Here is an 18,042-nt window from a genome sequence, read left to right as displayed (position 1 = left end):
CCAGTATTAAAAATATTCGGAATAGTAATTAACATATTTCAACTCCAGAATCCTTTTTATTTTAAGAAAGAATATTCTTTTAATTTAAATAATGGTAAACTAGTAAAATATATTTGTCGAAAGGTGATGCGTCGGATATGATAAAGGCAATTTTTTTCGATTTAGATGATACACTGCTTTGGGATCAAAAAAGTATTAAGGAAGCATTTGTTGCTACTTGTAAGGTCGCGGAGGAACGCTATGGAGTAGACCCAAATGAGTTAGAAGAAGCCGTTCGGGAGGCAGCAAGAAATCTATACTCCTCCTATGAGACATACTCATTTACACAAATGATTGGAATCAATCCTTTTGAAGGATTATGGGGTAATTTTTTAGATGATCATGAAGATTTTAGGAAAATGAAAGAAATTGTCCCTGGTTATCGAAAAGATGCTTGGACGGCAGGTCTTGCGGCATTGGGAATAGATGACCAGGAATTTGGACATGAATTAGCGGAAAGGTTCCCCCAGGAGCGCAGCAGCTTACCATTCGTGTATGAAGAAACGTTTACTATACTAGACTCATTAAAAGGGAAGTACCAATTGCTTCTTTTAACTAACGGGTCCCCAGATCTGCAGAATACCAAACTATCGATTACACCAGAACTTGTTCCTTATTTTGACCAAATTGTGATTTCAGGTGCTTTTGGAAGAGGAAAGCCAGATCCGAGGATATTTGAGCATGCTCTGTCACTAATGGGATTAGAGAAGGATGAAGTCCTCATGGTGGGGGATAACTTAATGACTGATATTCTTGGTGCCAATCGAGCAGGGATTAAGTCTGTATGGATTAACCGACACGATAAAGAGCGAAATGAAGTTATTCCAAACTATGAAATTCAACACCTGGAAGAACTTTTTCCACTGCTGGATGAACTTAGGTAAACAATAAGATGAATAAAAGGCTGCTCAAAAGTCTACTAGACTCTTGGTCAGCCTTTTTGTTTATTGGCTTTCGGATACCCGCCCCATCCTAATGGAATGATGACAAACCGAGTTATAACCCAATATACGATAGCGCCGACTGCCATGGTAGGCAGGGCAGCGGTTAAGTATTGATAGGGCGCTCTCGATACATACGTAATAGGATTCAATAAATAAAAATAAGTAATAAAACCGCAAAGTAACGCAATGATACTTGCGGGGTTCCAGCCCTTAAAAAAGTGATAAGACGAGGTTGAACTAGAATTGTACAATTCTTTAATAGTTAGATTTCTTTTTCGGAAAACAAAATAATCGATGATTTGAATACCAACTAAAGGGGCAAATATCACACCTAGAGAGGCTAAGAAATTACCAAATTTCGAAAAAAACAATTCAGGTATAATAATCGCCACTAATCCTACTGGAATCAACGCCGCCATGGTAGTCAGGTTCCATGATTTCTTTCTAATACTTTCTACATTTCGCAGCCCAATACAAGAAATATAGACACCTATCACCGCTGAACCAAAGTTAGCAAAAGCAATAAAAGATAAGGCAATGCTGCCATAAGCAACGCCCCCCAATTCTACCATCCAGCTGGTTGGGTCAGAATCACCAATTAATAATACCGATAAAAGTCCGATAATGCTCATAATCGCTACTGGCAAACCCAATCCCAGCATTGAAGGGATCGTTGTTTGACTCGTTTTTGGAGAAATTCTCACAATAGCGCCAACATAAGGCCACCAAGCCATTAAACTAACGATACCCACCTCGATTCCTGTGGTGTAATTCCATAATGGATCACCTGAGGGTACCAAAGGCGATGCTGTGATAATCGCTTGGAAACCAAAGTTTTTTACAATCATATAAAATATCCAAATACCTACTAAAATAATGAGCATTGCAAGGACGGCCGATAAATGTTTAACAGCATTAGCACCTCGTTTCAACAGAAACCAGATCGTTACTACGGCTAGGACCGACAGCATGCTTATAGAGAATGGACCCATGGATTCATCAACCATACCCGTTATCACCAGCATTCGGGTGGCTGATTTTGCAAAGAATATCAGGAGAATGGAATTCCAGCCAATTACAGATAAATACTGAAGGATTAATGCGAGGACCCAGCCGCGGTTCCCAAAAAATGGCTTTGTAGAAGTAACACTTTCAATGCCGTATTTTGCTGTTGCTGGAATCACGGCAAGAGAGATTAACAGCATACCGATCATGGAACCTGCTATTAATGCAGCAATTCCCATTTTTGCATTCAAATAATTACCAACAAAACCTCCCATTAAAAAACACCAAGTGGCGACTGATGTACTAATCGACACCAGCATGAGGTCACGAGGTCGCCAAATTCGTTCATGCGGAAGCAGCGGATAAGCATTTTCCGTTTCATGTTGTTCTTGGGCATTCATTTAATACCAGCCCCAAACAAGAAGTAAGCCAGGAAAAACTACACCTAACAGAAAGTAATAGAGATAATCTATTTTCTTTAGGTCACCGCCCTGATTTTCCTCTGACGTAATGGCTTCTAATCGTTCTTCTGGGAGCATATCCTTATTCCCCATTACAATGTAACCTCCTGTAACTGCATGTTAATTAAAATATACTTATTCTTAGGAACAGAAAGTTGTTTGGACTAAAGGTTACCGTAAATAATTTCCTCTTAATCTGGAAATATTATACTTGCAGATTGTAGGAGGAATTATTAATGGAAAAAAACCGTGAAAATATTAGATTAACGGCATCGGAATTGTCCTATCTATGGACAAGTTATCTTGCAGATAGTATGTCTGTCTGTATTTTAAAGTTTTTCCTAGTACATATTGATGACACTGATATTAAGGCACTAATTACTTATGCACTTTATTTATCAAAAAAACATGTAGAGTTTATTCGGGAGATTTTTATTAAGGAACAAATCCAAATCCCACAAGGATTTACAGAACAGGATGTTAATTTATTTGCAAAACGGTTATTCTCTGATGTTTTTTATCTAAGGTATATTCGGAACATGTCTAAAGGCGGGTTGGTTACCTATGGTAGAGTCTTGCAGAATGTTTATCGTAACGATATCCGTTCATTTTACTCAGAATGTTTAAAAGATACCCTGGAATTGGATACAAAAGCAACGGTACTTTTATTAGAAAAAGGACTCGCGATGCGCCCTCCTGTGATTCCGTATCCACAAAAATTAGAGTTTGTTCATAAGCAATCTTTTATTATTGAAGGATTAGGAAGAAGGGAGGCCCTTACAGGAACAGAGATTACGAATCTAAGTGCGAACATTTTGACGAACCAGCTGGGCGCTGCGATTACAACCGCATTTAGCCAGGCAGCCAAGTCCAAAAAAGTTCGGAAATATCTTTTAAGAGGTAAAGATGTATCGCTTAAGCATATTAAAGTCTTAAGCAGTTATCTAGAAATGAACTCACTTTCTATTCCAACCTCCTTTGAACAGGAAGTTACAGATTCAACTGAATCCCCGTTTTCGGACAAATTAATGTTGTTTCATTTTAGTTTGATGATTTATGCTGGAATAGGTAATTATGGGATTGCCATTTCGGAAAGCCAAAGAACTGATCTGGTTGTGGATTATTCACGTTTTAATATGGAGGTCTTAAAACTATCTGAGGATGGTGCAAATCTAATGATTGAAAACGAGTGGTTAGAGCAGCCGCCATTAGCACCAAATCGAAGAGATTTGGCAAAAAATTAAGGAAGTTATGAATCCATAAAAGAAGGCAAGCCAAATTGGCTTGCCTTCTTTATCTATAATTATCCGCGTCTTCCGCCTCTGCCGCCGCGTTTCGTTTCAGTATTGCGCTTTAAGCTTGATAAGTTTTCTTCGCTCATTTTTAAGAATTTAGCCATCTTATCTTCAAAGTTCTCTTTTGGCTTAAAATTGCTGCCTTTTGAACGGAAGTCTTTTGATTGCCTGTTATCTCTTCCTTGGCGCTGTGGACGTTGGGAATAAGAAGAAGTTTGACCTTCTGGCTTATCAATAGCTTTTTTTATAGACAAGGCAGTTTTACCGTCTTTCTCACTAATTACCTTAACTTCAACTTGATCTCCCACCTTGAGGTGATCATTAACATCTTTAACATAGCTATCAGCTACCTCACTGATGTGCACAAGACCCGTTGTGCCACCTGGTAATTCTACAAACGCTCCAAAATTAGTAATACCCGTTACTTTACCTTGTACTTTGCTGCCTACTTCGATCGACAAAAAGAGTTCCCCCTAAATAATGTTTTCAACACTTAATTATACAGTGTTAATTTGATAATTACAACCTTGTATCTCTCATGTTTCTTTCCGTTTAAAGTGCTGAAAAAATTGATATCCTAATTTCACTATAAATAAAACTAGTCATGATGTTTTAGCCTGCTATATAATTAACTAATCATTATTCTATAGATTGTGGAGTACACCCAAAAATGAATCAAGAAATAATGCTATATATAATAGCAGTTATCTTAGCAGGTATGTTAAGTACCTTTTTAGGAAGCTATACACTTATTAAAGCAAAGGAGGCACCAGGAGCTAGATATTATATCTTGGTAACTTACCTTTCAGCTGTTTTTACTTTTTCTTACGTCTTTGAGATTACGAGTGTAACACTTGAACAAATGAAGTTTTGGCTGCGTCTCGAATATCTTGCATTACCATTCATCCCTTTATGTATCTTATTTATGTGCTTCGAGTATGTGGGGCTTAAAATAAAAAAAGGCATCTTTTATTCGCTGTTTGCTGCCCCTATCTTAACTATCTTTGTTCATAGTACAAATGATCTTCATCATTTCTACTACAAGACAATGGAAGTAAGAAGTGATACGACTTTTCCAATATTGAAGTTAGACGGTGGACCATGGTTCTACGTTCATTCAATCTTTACGTTTTTATGCATTATGTTTAGTGTCATTATTTTGCTTAAACAAATGAAAAAATCATTATTTCGGTTTCGTATGCAAATCTTAACGATGACAGCAGGCCTCCTTGTTCCCATTATTGCTACGTATTTCTATATGAATGGCTTGAGTCCTTATGGTATTGACCTTGGACCTGTATCAATGAGTTTGTCCTTTTTATTTCATGGAGCTGCGATTGTTTCGTATCAAATGTTTAATGTGGCTCCAATTGCTATGGATACCATATTTACCAGTATGAGGGAAGGTGTCATTGTTTTAAATCAGGCGGGTATGATTGTAGACTATAACCCTGCAGTCATGAAAGTAATCCCTGGATTAAAATCCCGAGTTATAGGAAAAAGTCTAATGGTAATGTTGGAGGGTAATTCACCTCTCGCAAAGATTCTCAGTGAGGGGAAGGAAAAAGACTATCAGATTCATCAGGATGGGGAAATTATTCACTATCAAATTCGTTTTTCCCCCGTTCTAAATAAAAATAGTCAGGAAATAGGTAAGATCATTACCTTTGTGGATATTTCCGATCGGGTACGATTGCAGGAAAAACTTCAGCAGCTAGCCCGAATGGATGGGTTAACAGATGTATATAATCGTTCCTATTTTATGAGAAGAACTGAAAAGGTTATTAATTCCCTGAAAATAAACGGGGGAAATGTGGCAGTAATCATGTTTGATATTGACCACTTTAAACAAATCAATGATACCTACGGTCACGATACAGGTGATCGTGTATTAACAAATATTGCTTCTATAGCAAAGGAAAGTCTTAGAGATACAGATGTAATAGGACGCTATGGGGGAGAAGAATTTGTTATTTGTTTGCCATACACGTCTTTAGTGGAAGCATACTCGTTAGCGAATAATATCCGGACCAGGATTGTAGAATATGAAAGTGATATAAACGGTATCAAAATCAACGTTTCCTCAAGCTTTGGCATTTCATTTGCAAAGATTTTGCCTGAAAAAAATGGACAATCCATTCAAACACTGATGAAGTGTGCAGACAAGGCTTTATATGAAGCAAAACGGAATGGCAGAAACTGCGTTCAGATTTTTGGCCAAGTAAAAGTGAAAAAGGTCCAATGATAGGTGATGTTCCTATCGCTGGACCTTTTTTTAATAATCAGTAACAATGCGATTTTGATCGAGGAATGCTTCAATGACCTCACTAACTTGGTAGGAAACCTGGGGTGAGTCATAGTTTTCAAAGACATGCTCGCATTGATTTTTATAAGCCATGATTTCATCATAGTGGGCTAAATGTCTTTGGATATCTTCTTCTCTATCATTTCGTGCTTGGTGTCTTTCAATAACCGTATCACGATCTGAATAAATGAATAATCGCATTACCTTGTCACCATACATCTCTTTCAATTTTTCGGTGCCTTCAGGATTTAGAGTCAAATAAACAAGATTATGGTCTTCAAACGCTTTGACAATATCTTCTTCACGAATTCCATAATGAAATCCATCAATTTCTACAGATTCAAGAAATTCTTGATTGTCATTTAGCTTGTTGAAGGTTTCTACGGTCACAAAATGGTAGTCTACGCCATCTTGCTCATAATGACGGGGAGGACGAGTTGTGTACGAGAGGACCGTTTCCATATCAAATGCGGTCGCGACCATTTTGGCAATAGTTTTTCTCCCAGAGCCATCGGGTCCAGTGTAAATGAATAGTTTTTCTTTATCCTTGATCTTATACATAGATTACCTCCTAATAGAAAAATTTAGTTTAATAAAAAAAAGAGATCCACAGATGTATAAAATTGCTGTTATGTAAGTGATCTATACTATCCTAAAACAGGATATTTCCATTATATCAGATTTTTTAGTATATTTTTGACTTTTCTGATATTAGTATAGAGAAATGTGCTAAACATCCTATACATTAAATGTAACCTTTCTCTTATATCTTGTAAAGTTGTAGTGTAGAGATGTGTTGAAATAAAAAGTCGAAATGTCTTGTATTTCAAGTATAATGGACATATTCAGATTTTGAATATGATCATTCTTTCAGAGAAATCCTAATTAGAAGTTTGATAATACAAAAAAATGAGGTTAGAGAATGAGTGAGAAATTGTTTGAGGATTATCAATTAAGTGAGGAAATAAATAGAGCGCTTAGGGTATTAAAATACGATAATCCCACCGAAGTACAAAAAGAAGTGATTCCGAAGGCATTAAAGAATCTAGATTTAGTTGTAAAGTCACAAACGGGGAGTGGTAAAACTGCGTCTTTTGCAATCCCTATTTGTGAAAAGATGGAATGGGAAGAAAAGAACCCACAGACTTTAATCCTTACACCTACCCGGGAGCTGGCTGTCCAGGTTCGGGAAGATGTTACGAATATTGGCAGGTTTAAACGAATAAAAGCGATGGCAGTGTATGGAAAAGAACCTTTCTCAAAACAAAAGGAAGAATTAAAACAGAAAACACATGTAGTTGTCGGGACTCCTGGCCGTACGCTTGATCATATCGAAAGAGGAACGCTCGAATTAGATAAAATCAAATATCTAATCATTGATGAAGCGGACGAAATGTTAAATATGGGCTTTATTGATGAAGTGGAAGCCATCATAAAAGAACTCCCAGAGGACCGTGTTACGATGGTATTTTCAGCAACCTTACCAAAGGATGTTGAAAACCTTTGTCATCAATACATGATGGATCCTGTCCATATTGATATTGGTGCGACTGGAGTTACTACGAATACAATCGAACATGCACTCTTAGAAGTGAAGGATGAAGAGAAGGTATCATTGTTGAAAGATGTAACCGTGGTTGAAAATCCAGATAGCTGTATCATTTTTTGCCGAACAAAGGAAAATGTGGAACATGTTTATGCAGAATTGGAAAAAGCCCATTATTCTTGTGAAAGATTGCATGGCGGACTTGAACAAGAAGATCGGTTTGGTGTAATGGATGGTTTCAAAATGGGGAATTTCCGCTATCTTGTAGCAACCGATGTCGCTGCTCGAGGAATCGATATTGACAATGTAACGTTGATTGTTAACTATGATGTACCCATGGAAAAAGAGAGTTATGTTCACCGGACAGGAAGAACAGGAAGAGCTGGAAACAAAGGAAAAGCGATTACGTTTGCAACACCCTATGAAGTGAAATTTGTTAAGGCTATAGAACGATACATTGGCTTTGAAATCCCTAAGGTAGAAGGACCAACCCCTGAAGAGGTTACCAGTGGGAAAGCAGCATTTGAAGAAAAACTAAGCGGCAGGAGAGTTGTTAGGAATAATAAAAGTGCCCGAATTAATAAGGATATTACCAAACTCCATTTCAGCGGCGGTAAGAAGAAAAAGCTCCGCGCAGTAGACTTTGTAGGGACCATCTCTAATATACCTGGAGTTTCCGCAGAAGATATCGGCATCATCACCATCCAGGACAACCTAACCTATGTGGACATCTTAAATGGAAAAGGCTCATTAGTGCTTCAGGCGATGGAACAAACAACCGTAAAAGGGAAAAAGCTAAAAGTGAGTAAGGCGTTAAAATAATTTACCTAATTTTGGACGATTAAATATACAATAATCGTCCTTATTTTTTATAATGAAAAAGGAGTATCAAAATGAAGTATTTTAAATCCCAAATGAAACAGTTAGTGAAAGAAAATAAAGAGCTCCAGACGCATTTAAAAGAATTGATAAATGAACATGATCTTGAAAAGAACTTTGCACTTAAGGCACTGTATCATTCAGAAGTAGCAGATGGCGGGAGGTATCAGACAGCCTACCAAGCACTCGATGTGCAAAAGGAATAAGCTTTGTTTAGAAGAGGGGAAAGAAATGGATATTAGTAATATTTTATTTGTCAGCCCAATGTATAAAGAACTTCAAGTATTAATAAAAAATGAAGTCCCAGGAAAATCCTTCCGTTTTATCCCTGAGGAAGAGCTGACCCAGGATGATTTAAGCTGGGCAGACGCTCTTGTTTCTTTTAATTTAAAGGCTGACTATGACTATAACTCAGTCAAATGGGTACATTCGCTAGGTGCAGGGGTTGACCGTTTTTTATATAAGAAGGAATGGAATAATGAGATCCTATTAACCAGAACAATTTGTTCGTTTGGGCAAAGAATTGCAGAATATTGTTTAAGTTACATCCTGAAGGATTTACAATTTCATGATACTTTCCATGAACAACAGCAGAAAAAAAAATGGGAGCAGCGTACGCCTAAATTAATAGGAAGTCAAAAAGTTCTCGTGTATGGAACCGGCGAAATTGGTCAAATGATTGCGAAAGTTTTTTCTGGGTTAGGTGTAAACGTTTATGGGGTCTCTTTAAGCGGTAAAGAAAAAAAGTATTTTACAGAAGTCATTAAGCTGGATTCTCATTTTTCTCGCTTAAATGAAATGAATTATGTGATCAATACTTTGCCTCTGACAGAAATGACAGAAAAGTTATTCAACAGTTCCATCTTTAACCAACTTTCATATGCAGGATTTATTAATGTGGGAAGAGGAGCTTCGGTAGATGAAGGAGCTTTACTGCAGGCGCTTAATGACGGCAATGCTAGATTTGCCGTACTCGATGTTTTTGCACAAGAACCACTTCCAGAAGACCATCCATTTTGGAGTCACCCAAGGGTTCAAGTTACTCCTCATATTTCAGCCGTTACAACAGCAAATGAGGGGGCTCTCTGCTTTCTGGAAACACTTAAAAATATCGAAGAAAACAAGCTTTTGATTAATAAAGTTGATACAAAAAAAGGTTATTAAGAATAGAGAGAATAAACAAAACCCTAATTAAAGGGTTTTTTTCTTTAATATGGTAACGCTTTAAAAAAAGTTAGGAAATGTTCACATATGGAGAAGAAAAAATGCGGTAGAATGAAATTGTATCATTAAATGTGAATAAATTCACAATTATAAGCAAATTCATTTAGTTTTACATAAAAACAGGGGTGGAACACCATGGGAGAACTATCGTTAAGTGCCTTGCTTATAAGATTTTTATTAGGTGGAGCAGCTGTCGTTGTTTCAACACTTGTTGCTAGGAATTTAGGTGAAAAAGCTGGGGGTATCTTTGCAGCATTTCCAGCCGTGTATTTAGCGGCTTTATTGACAGTGGGTTTAGATTTTAGTGGAAATGAATTAGTTGCACATTCCATTCTATTATCGAAAGGCGCGATCATCGGCATGGGAATTAATATATTGGTTGCCATTCTTGCAGGATACCTGCTGCCCAGACAAGGATGGAAACGCGGCCTTTTACAGGCTATGGGATTTTGGTTAGTCGTATCTATGGCTGTTGTGATGATTACAACTTACTCATGAGAAAGGATGCTGTTTATGTATAAAGATTTACTGATTCGCTTTATTCTTGGCGGGACAGCCGTAATGATAAGCTACATGATAACAGTTATTTCTCCGTGGAAGATCCTTGCTGGAATCTTTGCAGCATTTCCAGCCGTGATGATTACAGCTGTTTTAATGGTGGGAATAGCTTCTGGTTCAAAGAAGGCTGCAAAAATTGCAAATGGATCGGTTTTTGGAATGATTGGCGGTGTTGTCTGCGTGGCGACGGTTTGGACCGTATTACAAGTCAGTGGCAATTGGACTATGAGTATTATTTTTGGCCTCCTGTTTTGGCTGGGAAGTTCTATCCTAGTATCCTTCTTAAGAGACAAGATTAAAGATAACAGAAAAAACAGTGTGAAGATAAATATTCTGTCTGATATTTTGTTGAGACATAAATAATGTAAAAATAAGACGGCTGTTGGCCGTCTATTTGTTTGCTGCATAAACAAATAATGATTGACCATGAACTATTAATTTGTTACTCTATACTTAACTTTTTTTCTTATGAAGAAACTTATTGAACTAAATTAAATTTTTATAATACATTTATGATATATTGATAAAATAATATAACATTAGAAGGTGGGTATAATGAACTTACAAGCAGATGTTTGTATCGTTGGCGGCGGACCTGCAGGGACATTACTCGGACATTTACTAGCTAAAAACGGGGTATCTACCTTAATTATTGAACGGTCTGCTGGAGTTAATCGTCAATTTAGAGGGGAACATATTAACGCTGAAACAGAGGAAATTCTAAAACAACATAAATTATTTAAGAGAATAGAAGAGCTGGGTATTCTTAAAATGAAGAAAGTTGAATACTTTGCTGGTCGAAATATAGTAAAAAGTATCACTCCTAGAAACCACGAGGAACATGTAGGAATTCATGTGCCACAAGCACATTTATTAACTGCAATTATCGAAGAATCAGAGGAAAATAACCATTTTCAACTATTATTTAACACAACTGTTAAAGAATTGATTCAAGATGACCAGGGATATTATACTGGTGTGAAAGCCATACAAAATGGGGAAGAAATCCACATTTCTAGCAAGGTTACGATAGGTGCAGATGGCCGCTACTCAACAGTCAGGAAGCTTGCAAAAATTGCAACGATCGAAATGACCCACGGGTATGACGTTCTGTGGGCAAAAATTCCGGCTCCAAAAGACTGGGAACCGACAACCAGAATGGTTTTGGTAAACGGACATCAGTTGGCATTGTTTTCACAGACTGGAGGGCTCATCCAAATTGGCTGGAATATTCCTGAAGGCTCCTTTCCAACCCTAAGAAAAGGTTCCATTCAGCCCTTTCTAGGACCATTAATCGAAAGTTTTCCAGAACTTGAGGATAGTGTAAAAAAGAACCTTTTATCATGGAACGATTTTGTATGTTTAAAGGTACAAAGCTCTCGTTGTGAAACATGGGTAGAGGATGGATTAATCCTCATCGGGGATGCTGCCCATACCATGACGCCAACAGGAGCAATCGGAATTAATTGTGGAATGAAAGACGCTCATATCTTAGCGCCAATCCTAACCAAAGCAATATTTGAAAATAAAATTCAGTCAGAGCATCTGAAACTATTCGAAATGAACAGAAGAAACGAAATCAAAACACAACAAATCATGCAAGTAAAACAAGAAACAACCTTAGCGGAGAAATTCGCCTAGGTGACAGGCACCAAATATACAAAAATCGCTGCTTATGCAGCGGTTTTTGTATATTTGGTGCTTTTTTGTTTGTGATGTGTTAGTAGGATTCGTTTGGATGGGAAATTATATGTGTATCGATTATGAAGGGGTAAAGCTATGAATTTTAAGTTTCAACTTACTCGTGCATTTATTGTTAGTCTGGTTTCGCTCGTGGCTTTTAGTTTCGTGGCCATTCTCATAAGGGCAGATATGATAATGAATTTTGATCATAGTATTATTGGAGCTGTACAAGCCCAAGAGTCTCCTTACCTTACCAGGGTTATGGAGTTTTTTACGGTGGTTGGTTCAACACAAGTTGTAGTGGTGTTATGTTTATTCATTATCTTCTTTCTTTATAAGGTACTGCACCACAGAAAAGAATTGATATTATTTATTGCTGTCGTTGCGGGGTCACCTTTACTGAACTTATTACTTAAAGAAATCTTCCAACGAGCACGTCCCGATTTACATCGCCTGATAGAAATTGGAGGGTATAGCTTTCCAAGCGGGCATGCCATGAATGCTTTTACGGTGTATGGAATTCTAACCTTTTTGCTTTGGCGCCATATCTTTATTAGAGCAGGTCGTATCCTATTACTGCTGTTTAGCGCCTTTGTAGTGTTTATGATAGGAGTTAGCAGAATTTATTTAGGTGTCCATTACCCAAGTGATGTCATTGGAGGTTATTTTGCCAGTGGCTTTTGGCTGGCCGCATCGATTTGGTTCTTCCAATGGTATATGGAAAGGCAGCCAAATTATGCAGGCAGGATGCTGAAAAGATCGTGAAAATTCTCAACAAAGGAACATAAAGGATGAAATTTATTACAACGAAACAATGGGATGAAAACCTATGGCAAAAGACCAGAGATATCTATAATCTTGCTTTCGGAGAACATGCAAGAAAACCAGAAAAGATTATTCGTAATATGTTTGCAAGGGGGCTTAGTTCTCTCCACGTGTTAATGGAAGGCGATGAGGTTTTTGCAATGGCACTGACGGGCTCTATGCCCAGCTCAAGTGTACTGCTGCTGGATTATTTAGCAGTACGGCAGGATTTGCGCGGTCAGGGAATAGGAATAGAAATTTGTGACTGCATGGTAGATTGGGCACGATCGGAGACCCAATTCAAACGTATTTTGGTTGAAGTTGAATGTGATGTTACGCCTGAAAATCAAGCAAGAATTCAATTCTGGGAAAAATGTGGATTCCAGCTGTTAGATGATTATCAGCATTGTTATAAATGGGGACCACAACACTACATGGCGATGGTTCTTTTCCTTAAAAATAAGCCTGCCACTCCATTAAAAGGGGAAGATTCCCTCAAATATATGGCAGCATTTCATAAAGAATCTTACAAATTGACCTAGTACCTTTCCGAGGAAAACTGTAGAATAATGGTAACAAATCCTACGGTTAGGGAAAGGGGAGAACTAGAATGATTACATATCCATTTTTGAAAAAAAGAGCAACGATAGGAGTAACCGCACCTTCATCCGGCGTGAAAGAGGATCTACATGAGTTGGTGAAACTTTCAGGCATTCGCTTGGAGGAAAGGGGCTATAAGGTTATCTGCAAGGATACTGTTTGGACCCAGAATAAAGCGAAATCTGCTCCAGCAACCAAGCGAGCCCAAGAGTTAAATGAAATGATGAAGGATGAAAACATAGACCTCATCCTTCCACCATGGGGCGGGGAGCTGCTCATTGAAATTCTTGATGAGCTTGAATTTGATAGTATGAAAAACAAATGGGTTCTCGGATATTCGGATACGAGCTTGCTGTTATTGGCTATTACATTAAAGACAGGTATCGCTACCGCACATGGAACGAACTTAATTGATTTAAGAGGCGAATATTTTGATAAGACAACCGCTATGTGGGAAAGTGTGTTATCTACAAAAACAAGAGCATCTATTACCCAATATTCATCTGAAAAATATCAACAGAAGTGGCAGCATGATAACCCTTCTCCATGTGTGTTTCATCTAACTGAGGAAACCAAATGGAAAACACTTTCAGGTGATAAAGTAAGAGCGGAAGGGCGTTTGCTGGGTGGCTGCATCGACATCATCAGACATGTAATTGGTACCCCTTATGGTGATTTACAGAAATTTAGGGAAGTGCATATTAGGGATGAACCCGTCATATGGTACTTGGAAAATTGTGAGTTATCTACAGCGGATCTGCGCAGGTCGTTAGTGCAAATGAAATTAGCAGGGTGGTTTGAAAACTGTTCTTGTATTATGTTTGGTCGAAGTCCTGCTAATGGTCCCGTTGAAAATTATACAATAGAGGATGTCTACCTAGACTTGTCCAATGAACTCCAAATCCCAATTGTCTATGACATTGACTGCGGCCATGTACCGCCACAGATTACATTTGTGAATGGAGCATATGGAGTGGTTGAAGTGGATGAAGGTAAAGGGACGGTCGTGCAATACTTTAAAGAATAGAATAGCAGCAGGGTAGAAAAGTGATAAAGGTCATCAGAATTTTCTGGTGACCTTCTTATATGGGAACATAACTAATGCAAATGATATAATGATAAGATAAATGGATAACATAACTTATTAATCTAAGTTTTTTGACATAAGAGTGGAAACGTCTTTAAAGCCCAGCTTTTCGTAAAGATGCTTAGCATGGTTTCCAGCGTAAACATTTAGTTGCACCTTTTTATGACCCTCCGCTCGTAATTGAATGAAAGCGGCCTTACATAATTTTTCAGCCGCACCCTGATTTCGATAGGGTGGGAGCACATACATTTCATTGATAAAGCCAACCTCTTCATCACTGTTTTGATCGATGATACGTCCTAATCCCACCCAGCCTTGAATAGCATTATTTTTTACTCGAACAAGGTAATACCCTCCGCCATATAAAAAAGGAGTCATCATTTCTATTGCTTTTTCACGGCTTGGCTTAACATAACCCATGGTGGCTTCTTTTAATACCTCTAAATGGTAATTTAAGATTCGCTGAGTCTCCTCGTAGGTGGCTTTTCTAATTGTCATCAGCCTTTTCATCTCCTTTAAAGCCCAGATTAATTCATACCTAGAATCTAGTCGAATACCTATCCTATTGTATGAATACTGGTTTAATGTGGATACTGTAGTGCTTCTTAAAAGATTACTCAAAAATAAATGTTCAATTGTGTAAACTTAAAAATATTTTTGGTTGACATAAATAAACGGACCAATTATTCTTAATTTAATGAATATTTTGGAGGGCTGGTTATGAAACTTAGAACGATTGATCTCACGTTAGCAGCAATGTTTGTGGCTCTAATGGCGGTAGGAGCTAACATTACAGCGATTGCACCATTTATGGTTGTAGGGGGAGTACCCATTACTTTGCAAACATTTTTTGCTATTTTAGCAGGAGTGGTTCTTGGCAGTAGATTGGGTGCCATCGCCATGATGGTTTACGCATTTGTTGGTTTAGTAGGTGTTCCTGTATTTGCTCAATTTGGCGGTGGATTTGGTCATATACTTAGGCCTACATTTGGTTTTATTGTTTCTTATGTTTTTACAGCGTACGCAACGGGTTACATAATTGAAAAGATGAAAAATACTGTTCGGGTATATGCTTTCGCAGCTCTAATAGGGATGGCAATTAACTATGTATTTGGAACGAACTGGATGTATGCTGCTTATAAAATTTGGGTTGCTGCACCAGAAGCTTTTTCCTATAAAATGGCTTGGTTATGGATGGTTGTGCCACTGCCAAAAGATATAATTCTAGCAGTTTTTGCGGGTATCATGGGACATAGGTTAAAACGCACCCTGAAGAGAAGTCAGACTAGCAATGTTGTAAAAGCGAGCTAATAGTAAGTGGAGGGATTGTTTTGAGGAAATGGAAGGTATTGGCTTTAGAGGTGCTAAATGGACATGAGATTACAAAAAAGGAGGCATTAAGCATTCTTAATTCCTCGGATATGGAGTTATTAGAGTTCTTGCAGGGAGCTTACACAATTCGCCATCATTATTATGGAAATAAGGTTAAGCTTAATATGTTAATTAATACGAAATCAGGTCTTTGTCCTGAGAATTGCGGCTATTGTTCGCAATCAAGTATCTCTAATGCTCCGATTCAAAAATATCGAATGGTGGATAAAGATACCATCCTTAAAGGAGCAGACCAAGCTTATCAGCTTCATGCTGGGACCTATTGCATTGTAGCAAGCGGCCGTGGTCCTAGTAATCATGAATTAGACCAGGTTGTTTCTGCAGTAAAGGAAATAAAGGACAAATATCAGATGAAGATTTGTGCCTGCCTTGGAATTTTAAAACCAGACCAGGCAGCCAAGCTGAAGGAAGCTGGTGTTGACCGCTACAATCACAACCTCAACACCTCAGAAGATCATCACGACTCCATCACCACATCACACTCTTATCATGATCGAGTTAATACTGTTGAGTTAGTAAAAGAATCAGGGATTTCTCCTTGCTCAGGGATAATTGTTGGTATGAAGGAAACGAAAGAGGATGTAGTAAACGTGGCAATGAGTCTAAAGGTATTGGATGCAGATTCCATACCTGTTAATTTTCTACATGCGATTGATGGTACTCCTCTTGAAGGTACAAAGGAATTGAATCCAAGATACTGTTTAAAGGTTTTAGCGCTTATGCGGTACGTGAATCCAACGAAGGAAATCAGAATTTCAGGTGGACGTGAAGTGAACCTAGGCAGTTTGCAGCCGCTTGGATTATATGCTGCGAATTCTATTTTTGTAGGAGATTACTTAACCACTTCAGGACAAGAAACTACAGCAGATCATCAAATGCTAGAGGATTTAGGTTTTGAAGTAGATTTTGTTAATGAAACCATTAATGTATGACAAAAAAAATTAAAGTAAGGTTAGGGCATTATCCTATTGATGATGTCCTTTTTTTCTGTGATATTTATTTTAGGTCAGACAAACAACTGTTAATATAGAGATAGTAGATAATATTCAGTAATACATGTCCTGAAGGGAGATACATAATGTCTGAGAAAAATGTTTTAGCAGAAGCTTATAAAAAAACCCCTTATAAGGTACCTGGTCATGGTCAAAGAAATATACAAGTGTTAAAAGAGGCGATCATGAATATCGATGGAGAGACAGAAAGCGAAATGTACGGCAAGGGCAAAGTCATCGACGATTTCCAAGCGAAAATGGCAGAGTATCTTGGAAAGGAGACTGCAGTCTTTTTTCCAAGCGGAACAATGGCTCAGCAAATCGCACTGCGTATATGGTGTGACCAAAAGGGAATCAATAAAGTGGCTTACCATCCATTAAGCCATTTAGAGATTCATGAAGAAGATGGACTAAAGACATTACACCATATTGAGTCTATTTTATTAGCCGATAAAGAGAGCGTAATCCAGCTTGAAGATGTAATGAGTTTAAAGGAAGAGATTGCCTGCTTATTACTCGAATTGCCGCAAAGGGAAATTGGCGGCCAACTGCCAGATTACAAAACCCTGGAGAATATATCAGCATATTGTAAGCAAAAAGGTATCAAATTACATTTAGATGGAGCAAGACTCTTTGAGATACTTCCATATTATCAAAAATCTGCTGCAGAGGTTTGTGCGCTTTTTGATAGTGTTTATATTTCTTTTTATAAAGGAATTGGCGGGATTGCTGGTGCCATTCTTGCAGGGGACAAAGCCTTCTCAGATGAGTCAAAAATATGGAAAAGGCGTCATGGCGGAGATTTAATCAGCCTTTATCCGTACTTCCTAAGTGCTGATTATTATTTTAATCAACGAATCAATAAAATGAATCAGTATTATGAAGAGGCAAAAGAATTGGCCAGCTATTTTAACAAATGTCATGTTGTGTCCACCAAACCATTGGAACCAGTTTCCAATATGTTTCATGTGCACTTTCATGCACCAAAAGAGGAAATGGAAATAATATTAGCAGCTTTATATGAGCAATCTGGCGTTGGCTTAACCAGTTATGTTCGTGAAGAAGCCGAATCAACCAGTTACTTCGAAGTAAGCATTGGGGATTTGTACTCACAGGTTCCAAAACAAGAATTATCAAAGGTTTTCAATCTCCTTAATGAAAAAATGAAGGACATTAGTGTAAGGTAAGCTTCATCCATATAAAAAAGCTCCCCATTTAGATTCAGATG

The 18,042-nt window shown here is 37.8% G+C and carries 20 protein-coding genes; 15 read left to right on the top strand and 5 right to left on the bottom strand.

Features of this window, described 5'->3' with window-relative positions:
• The first annotated feature begins 137 nt into the window (after positions 1–137).
• Positions 138–923 carry an HAD family hydrolase gene (locus tag SFC47_RS14290; protein ID WP_411254959.1) on the top strand — a complete coding sequence of 262 codons (786 nt, stop codon included), beginning with the start codon at positions 138–140 and terminating at the stop codon, positions 921–923.
• Between the two features lie 47 nt (positions 924–970).
• Here SFC47_RS14290 and SFC47_RS14285 read toward each other — a convergent pair whose 3' ends face one another.
• Positions 971–2,389 carry a purine-cytosine permease family protein gene (locus SFC47_RS14285; RefSeq protein ID WP_411254958.1) on the bottom strand — a complete coding sequence of 473 codons (1,419 nt, stop codon included), beginning with the start codon at positions 2,387–2,389 and terminating at the stop codon, positions 971–973.
• Positions 2,390–2,542 carry a hypothetical protein gene (locus SFC47_RS14280; protein WP_411254957.1) on the bottom strand — a complete coding sequence of 51 codons (153 nt, stop codon included), beginning with the start codon at positions 2,540–2,542 and terminating at the stop codon, positions 2,390–2,392. It lies immediately after the preceding gene.
• A 143-nt stretch (positions 2,543–2,685) separates the two neighbouring features.
• Here SFC47_RS14280 and SFC47_RS14275 point away from each other — a divergent pair, with 143 nt between their 5' ends.
• A complete protein-coding gene (locus SFC47_RS14275) occupies positions 2,686–3,693 on the top strand; it encodes a DUF3231 family protein (RefSeq protein ID WP_411254956.1) in 1,008 nt (335 codons plus the stop codon).
• Between the two features lie 59 nt (positions 3,694–3,752).
• On the opposite strand, the gene SFC47_RS14270 is transcribed toward SFC47_RS14275, so the two are convergent.
• Complete coding sequence (locus tag SFC47_RS14270) at positions 3,753–4,205, bottom strand: S1 domain-containing RNA-binding protein (protein WP_411254955.1); 453 nt, start codon at positions 4,203–4,205, stop codon at positions 3,753–3,755.
• A 209-nt stretch (positions 4,206–4,414) separates the two neighbouring features.
• Here SFC47_RS14270 and SFC47_RS14265 point away from each other — a divergent pair, with 209 nt between their 5' ends.
• Positions 4,415–5,989 carry a histidine kinase N-terminal 7TM domain-containing diguanylate cyclase gene (locus tag SFC47_RS14265; protein ID WP_411254954.1) on the top strand — a complete coding sequence of 525 codons (1,575 nt, stop codon included), beginning with the start codon at positions 4,415–4,417 and terminating at the stop codon, positions 5,987–5,989.
• A 30-nt stretch (positions 5,990–6,019) separates the two neighbouring features.
• On the opposite strand, the gene SFC47_RS14260 is transcribed toward SFC47_RS14265, so the two are convergent.
• The gene (locus SFC47_RS14260; RefSeq protein WP_411254953.1) at positions 6,020–6,610 is read right to left on the bottom strand and encodes a guanylate kinase; all 591 of its coding nucleotides are present in this window, start codon (positions 6,608–6,610) and stop codon (positions 6,020–6,022) included.
• 361 nt (positions 6,611–6,971) lie between these two features.
• Between SFC47_RS14260 and SFC47_RS14255 the strand changes: the two genes are divergently transcribed.
• The 9 genes from SFC47_RS14255 to SFC47_RS14215 all read left to right on the top strand — a co-directional run bounded on the left by SFC47_RS14255 (position 6,972) and on the right by SFC47_RS14215 (position 14,370).
• Positions 6,972–8,417, top strand: a complete 1,446-nt coding sequence (locus SFC47_RS14255) for a DEAD/DEAH box helicase (protein ID WP_411254952.1) — start codon at positions 6,972–6,974, stop codon at positions 8,415–8,417.
• 71 nt (positions 8,418–8,488) lie between these two features.
• Positions 8,489–8,680, top strand: coding sequence for a hypothetical protein (locus SFC47_RS14250; RefSeq protein WP_411254951.1), 192 nt, complete (start codon positions 8,489–8,491; stop codon positions 8,678–8,680).
• Positions 8,664–9,638 (top strand): D-2-hydroxyacid dehydrogenase, encoded by a 975-nt coding sequence (locus tag SFC47_RS14245; RefSeq protein WP_411254950.1) that lies wholly within the window; start codon positions 8,664–8,666, stop codon positions 9,636–9,638. Before SFC47_RS14250 ends, SFC47_RS14245 begins: the two co-directional genes overlap by 17 nt.
• Positions 9,639–9,833: 195 nt before the next feature.
• On the top strand, positions 9,834–10,196 hold the full coding sequence (locus tag SFC47_RS14240) for a DUF3147 family protein (protein WP_411254949.1): 363 nt from the start codon (positions 9,834–9,836) through the stop codon (positions 10,194–10,196).
• A 15-nt stretch (positions 10,197–10,211) separates the two neighbouring features.
• Complete coding sequence (locus tag SFC47_RS14235) at positions 10,212–10,619, top strand: DUF3147 family protein (protein ID WP_411254948.1); 408 nt, start codon at positions 10,212–10,214, stop codon at positions 10,617–10,619.
• A gap of 192 nt (positions 10,620–10,811) precedes the next feature.
• Positions 10,812–11,897, top strand: a complete 1,086-nt coding sequence (locus tag SFC47_RS14230) for an FAD-dependent monooxygenase (protein WP_411254947.1) — start codon at positions 10,812–10,814, stop codon at positions 11,895–11,897.
• Between the two features lie 138 nt (positions 11,898–12,035).
• Positions 12,036–12,704, top strand: coding sequence for a phosphatase PAP2 family protein (locus SFC47_RS14225; protein WP_411254946.1), 669 nt, complete (start codon positions 12,036–12,038; stop codon positions 12,702–12,704).
• A gap of 26 nt (positions 12,705–12,730) precedes the next feature.
• Positions 12,731–13,285 carry a GNAT family N-acetyltransferase gene (locus tag SFC47_RS14220; RefSeq protein ID WP_411254945.1) on the top strand — a complete coding sequence of 185 codons (555 nt, stop codon included), beginning with the start codon at positions 12,731–12,733 and terminating at the stop codon, positions 13,283–13,285.
• A 68-nt stretch (positions 13,286–13,353) separates the two neighbouring features.
• The gene (locus SFC47_RS14215; RefSeq protein WP_411254944.1) at positions 13,354–14,370 is read left to right on the top strand and encodes a S66 family peptidase; all 1,017 of its coding nucleotides are present in this window, start codon (positions 13,354–13,356) and stop codon (positions 14,368–14,370) included.
• A gap of 117 nt (positions 14,371–14,487) precedes the next feature.
• Here SFC47_RS14215 and SFC47_RS14210 read toward each other — a convergent pair whose 3' ends face one another.
• Positions 14,488–14,928 (bottom strand): GNAT family N-acetyltransferase, encoded by a 441-nt coding sequence (locus SFC47_RS14210; protein ID WP_411254943.1) that lies wholly within the window; start codon positions 14,926–14,928, stop codon positions 14,488–14,490.
• 222 nt (positions 14,929–15,150) lie between these two features.
• Here SFC47_RS14210 and SFC47_RS14205 point away from each other — a divergent pair, with 222 nt between their 5' ends.
• The 3 genes from SFC47_RS14205 to SFC47_RS14195 all read left to right on the top strand — a co-directional run bounded on the left by SFC47_RS14205 (position 15,151) and on the right by SFC47_RS14195 (position 18,001).
• A complete protein-coding gene (locus tag SFC47_RS14205) occupies positions 15,151–15,741 on the top strand; it encodes a biotin transporter BioY (protein ID WP_411254942.1) in 591 nt (196 codons plus the stop codon).
• Positions 15,742–15,761: 20 nt separating this feature from the next.
• Positions 15,762–16,754, top strand: coding sequence for a biotin synthase BioB (gene bioB, locus SFC47_RS14200; RefSeq protein WP_411254941.1), 993 nt, complete (start codon positions 15,762–15,764; stop codon positions 16,752–16,754).
• 146 nt (positions 16,755–16,900) lie between these two features.
• On the top strand, positions 16,901–18,001 hold the full coding sequence (locus SFC47_RS14195; RefSeq protein WP_411254940.1) for a threonine aldolase family protein: 1,101 nt from the start codon (positions 16,901–16,903) through the stop codon (positions 17,999–18,001).
• The last annotated feature ends 41 nt before the right edge of the window (positions 18,002–18,042 follow it).

The sequence above is a fragment of the Neobacillus niacini genome, from assembly GCF_046591715.1.
Classification (GTDB): domain Bacteria; phylum Bacillota; class Bacilli; order Bacillales; family Cytobacillaceae; genus Neobacillus; species Neobacillus niacini_L.
This window is presented reverse-complemented; position numbering and strand designations above follow the sequence as displayed.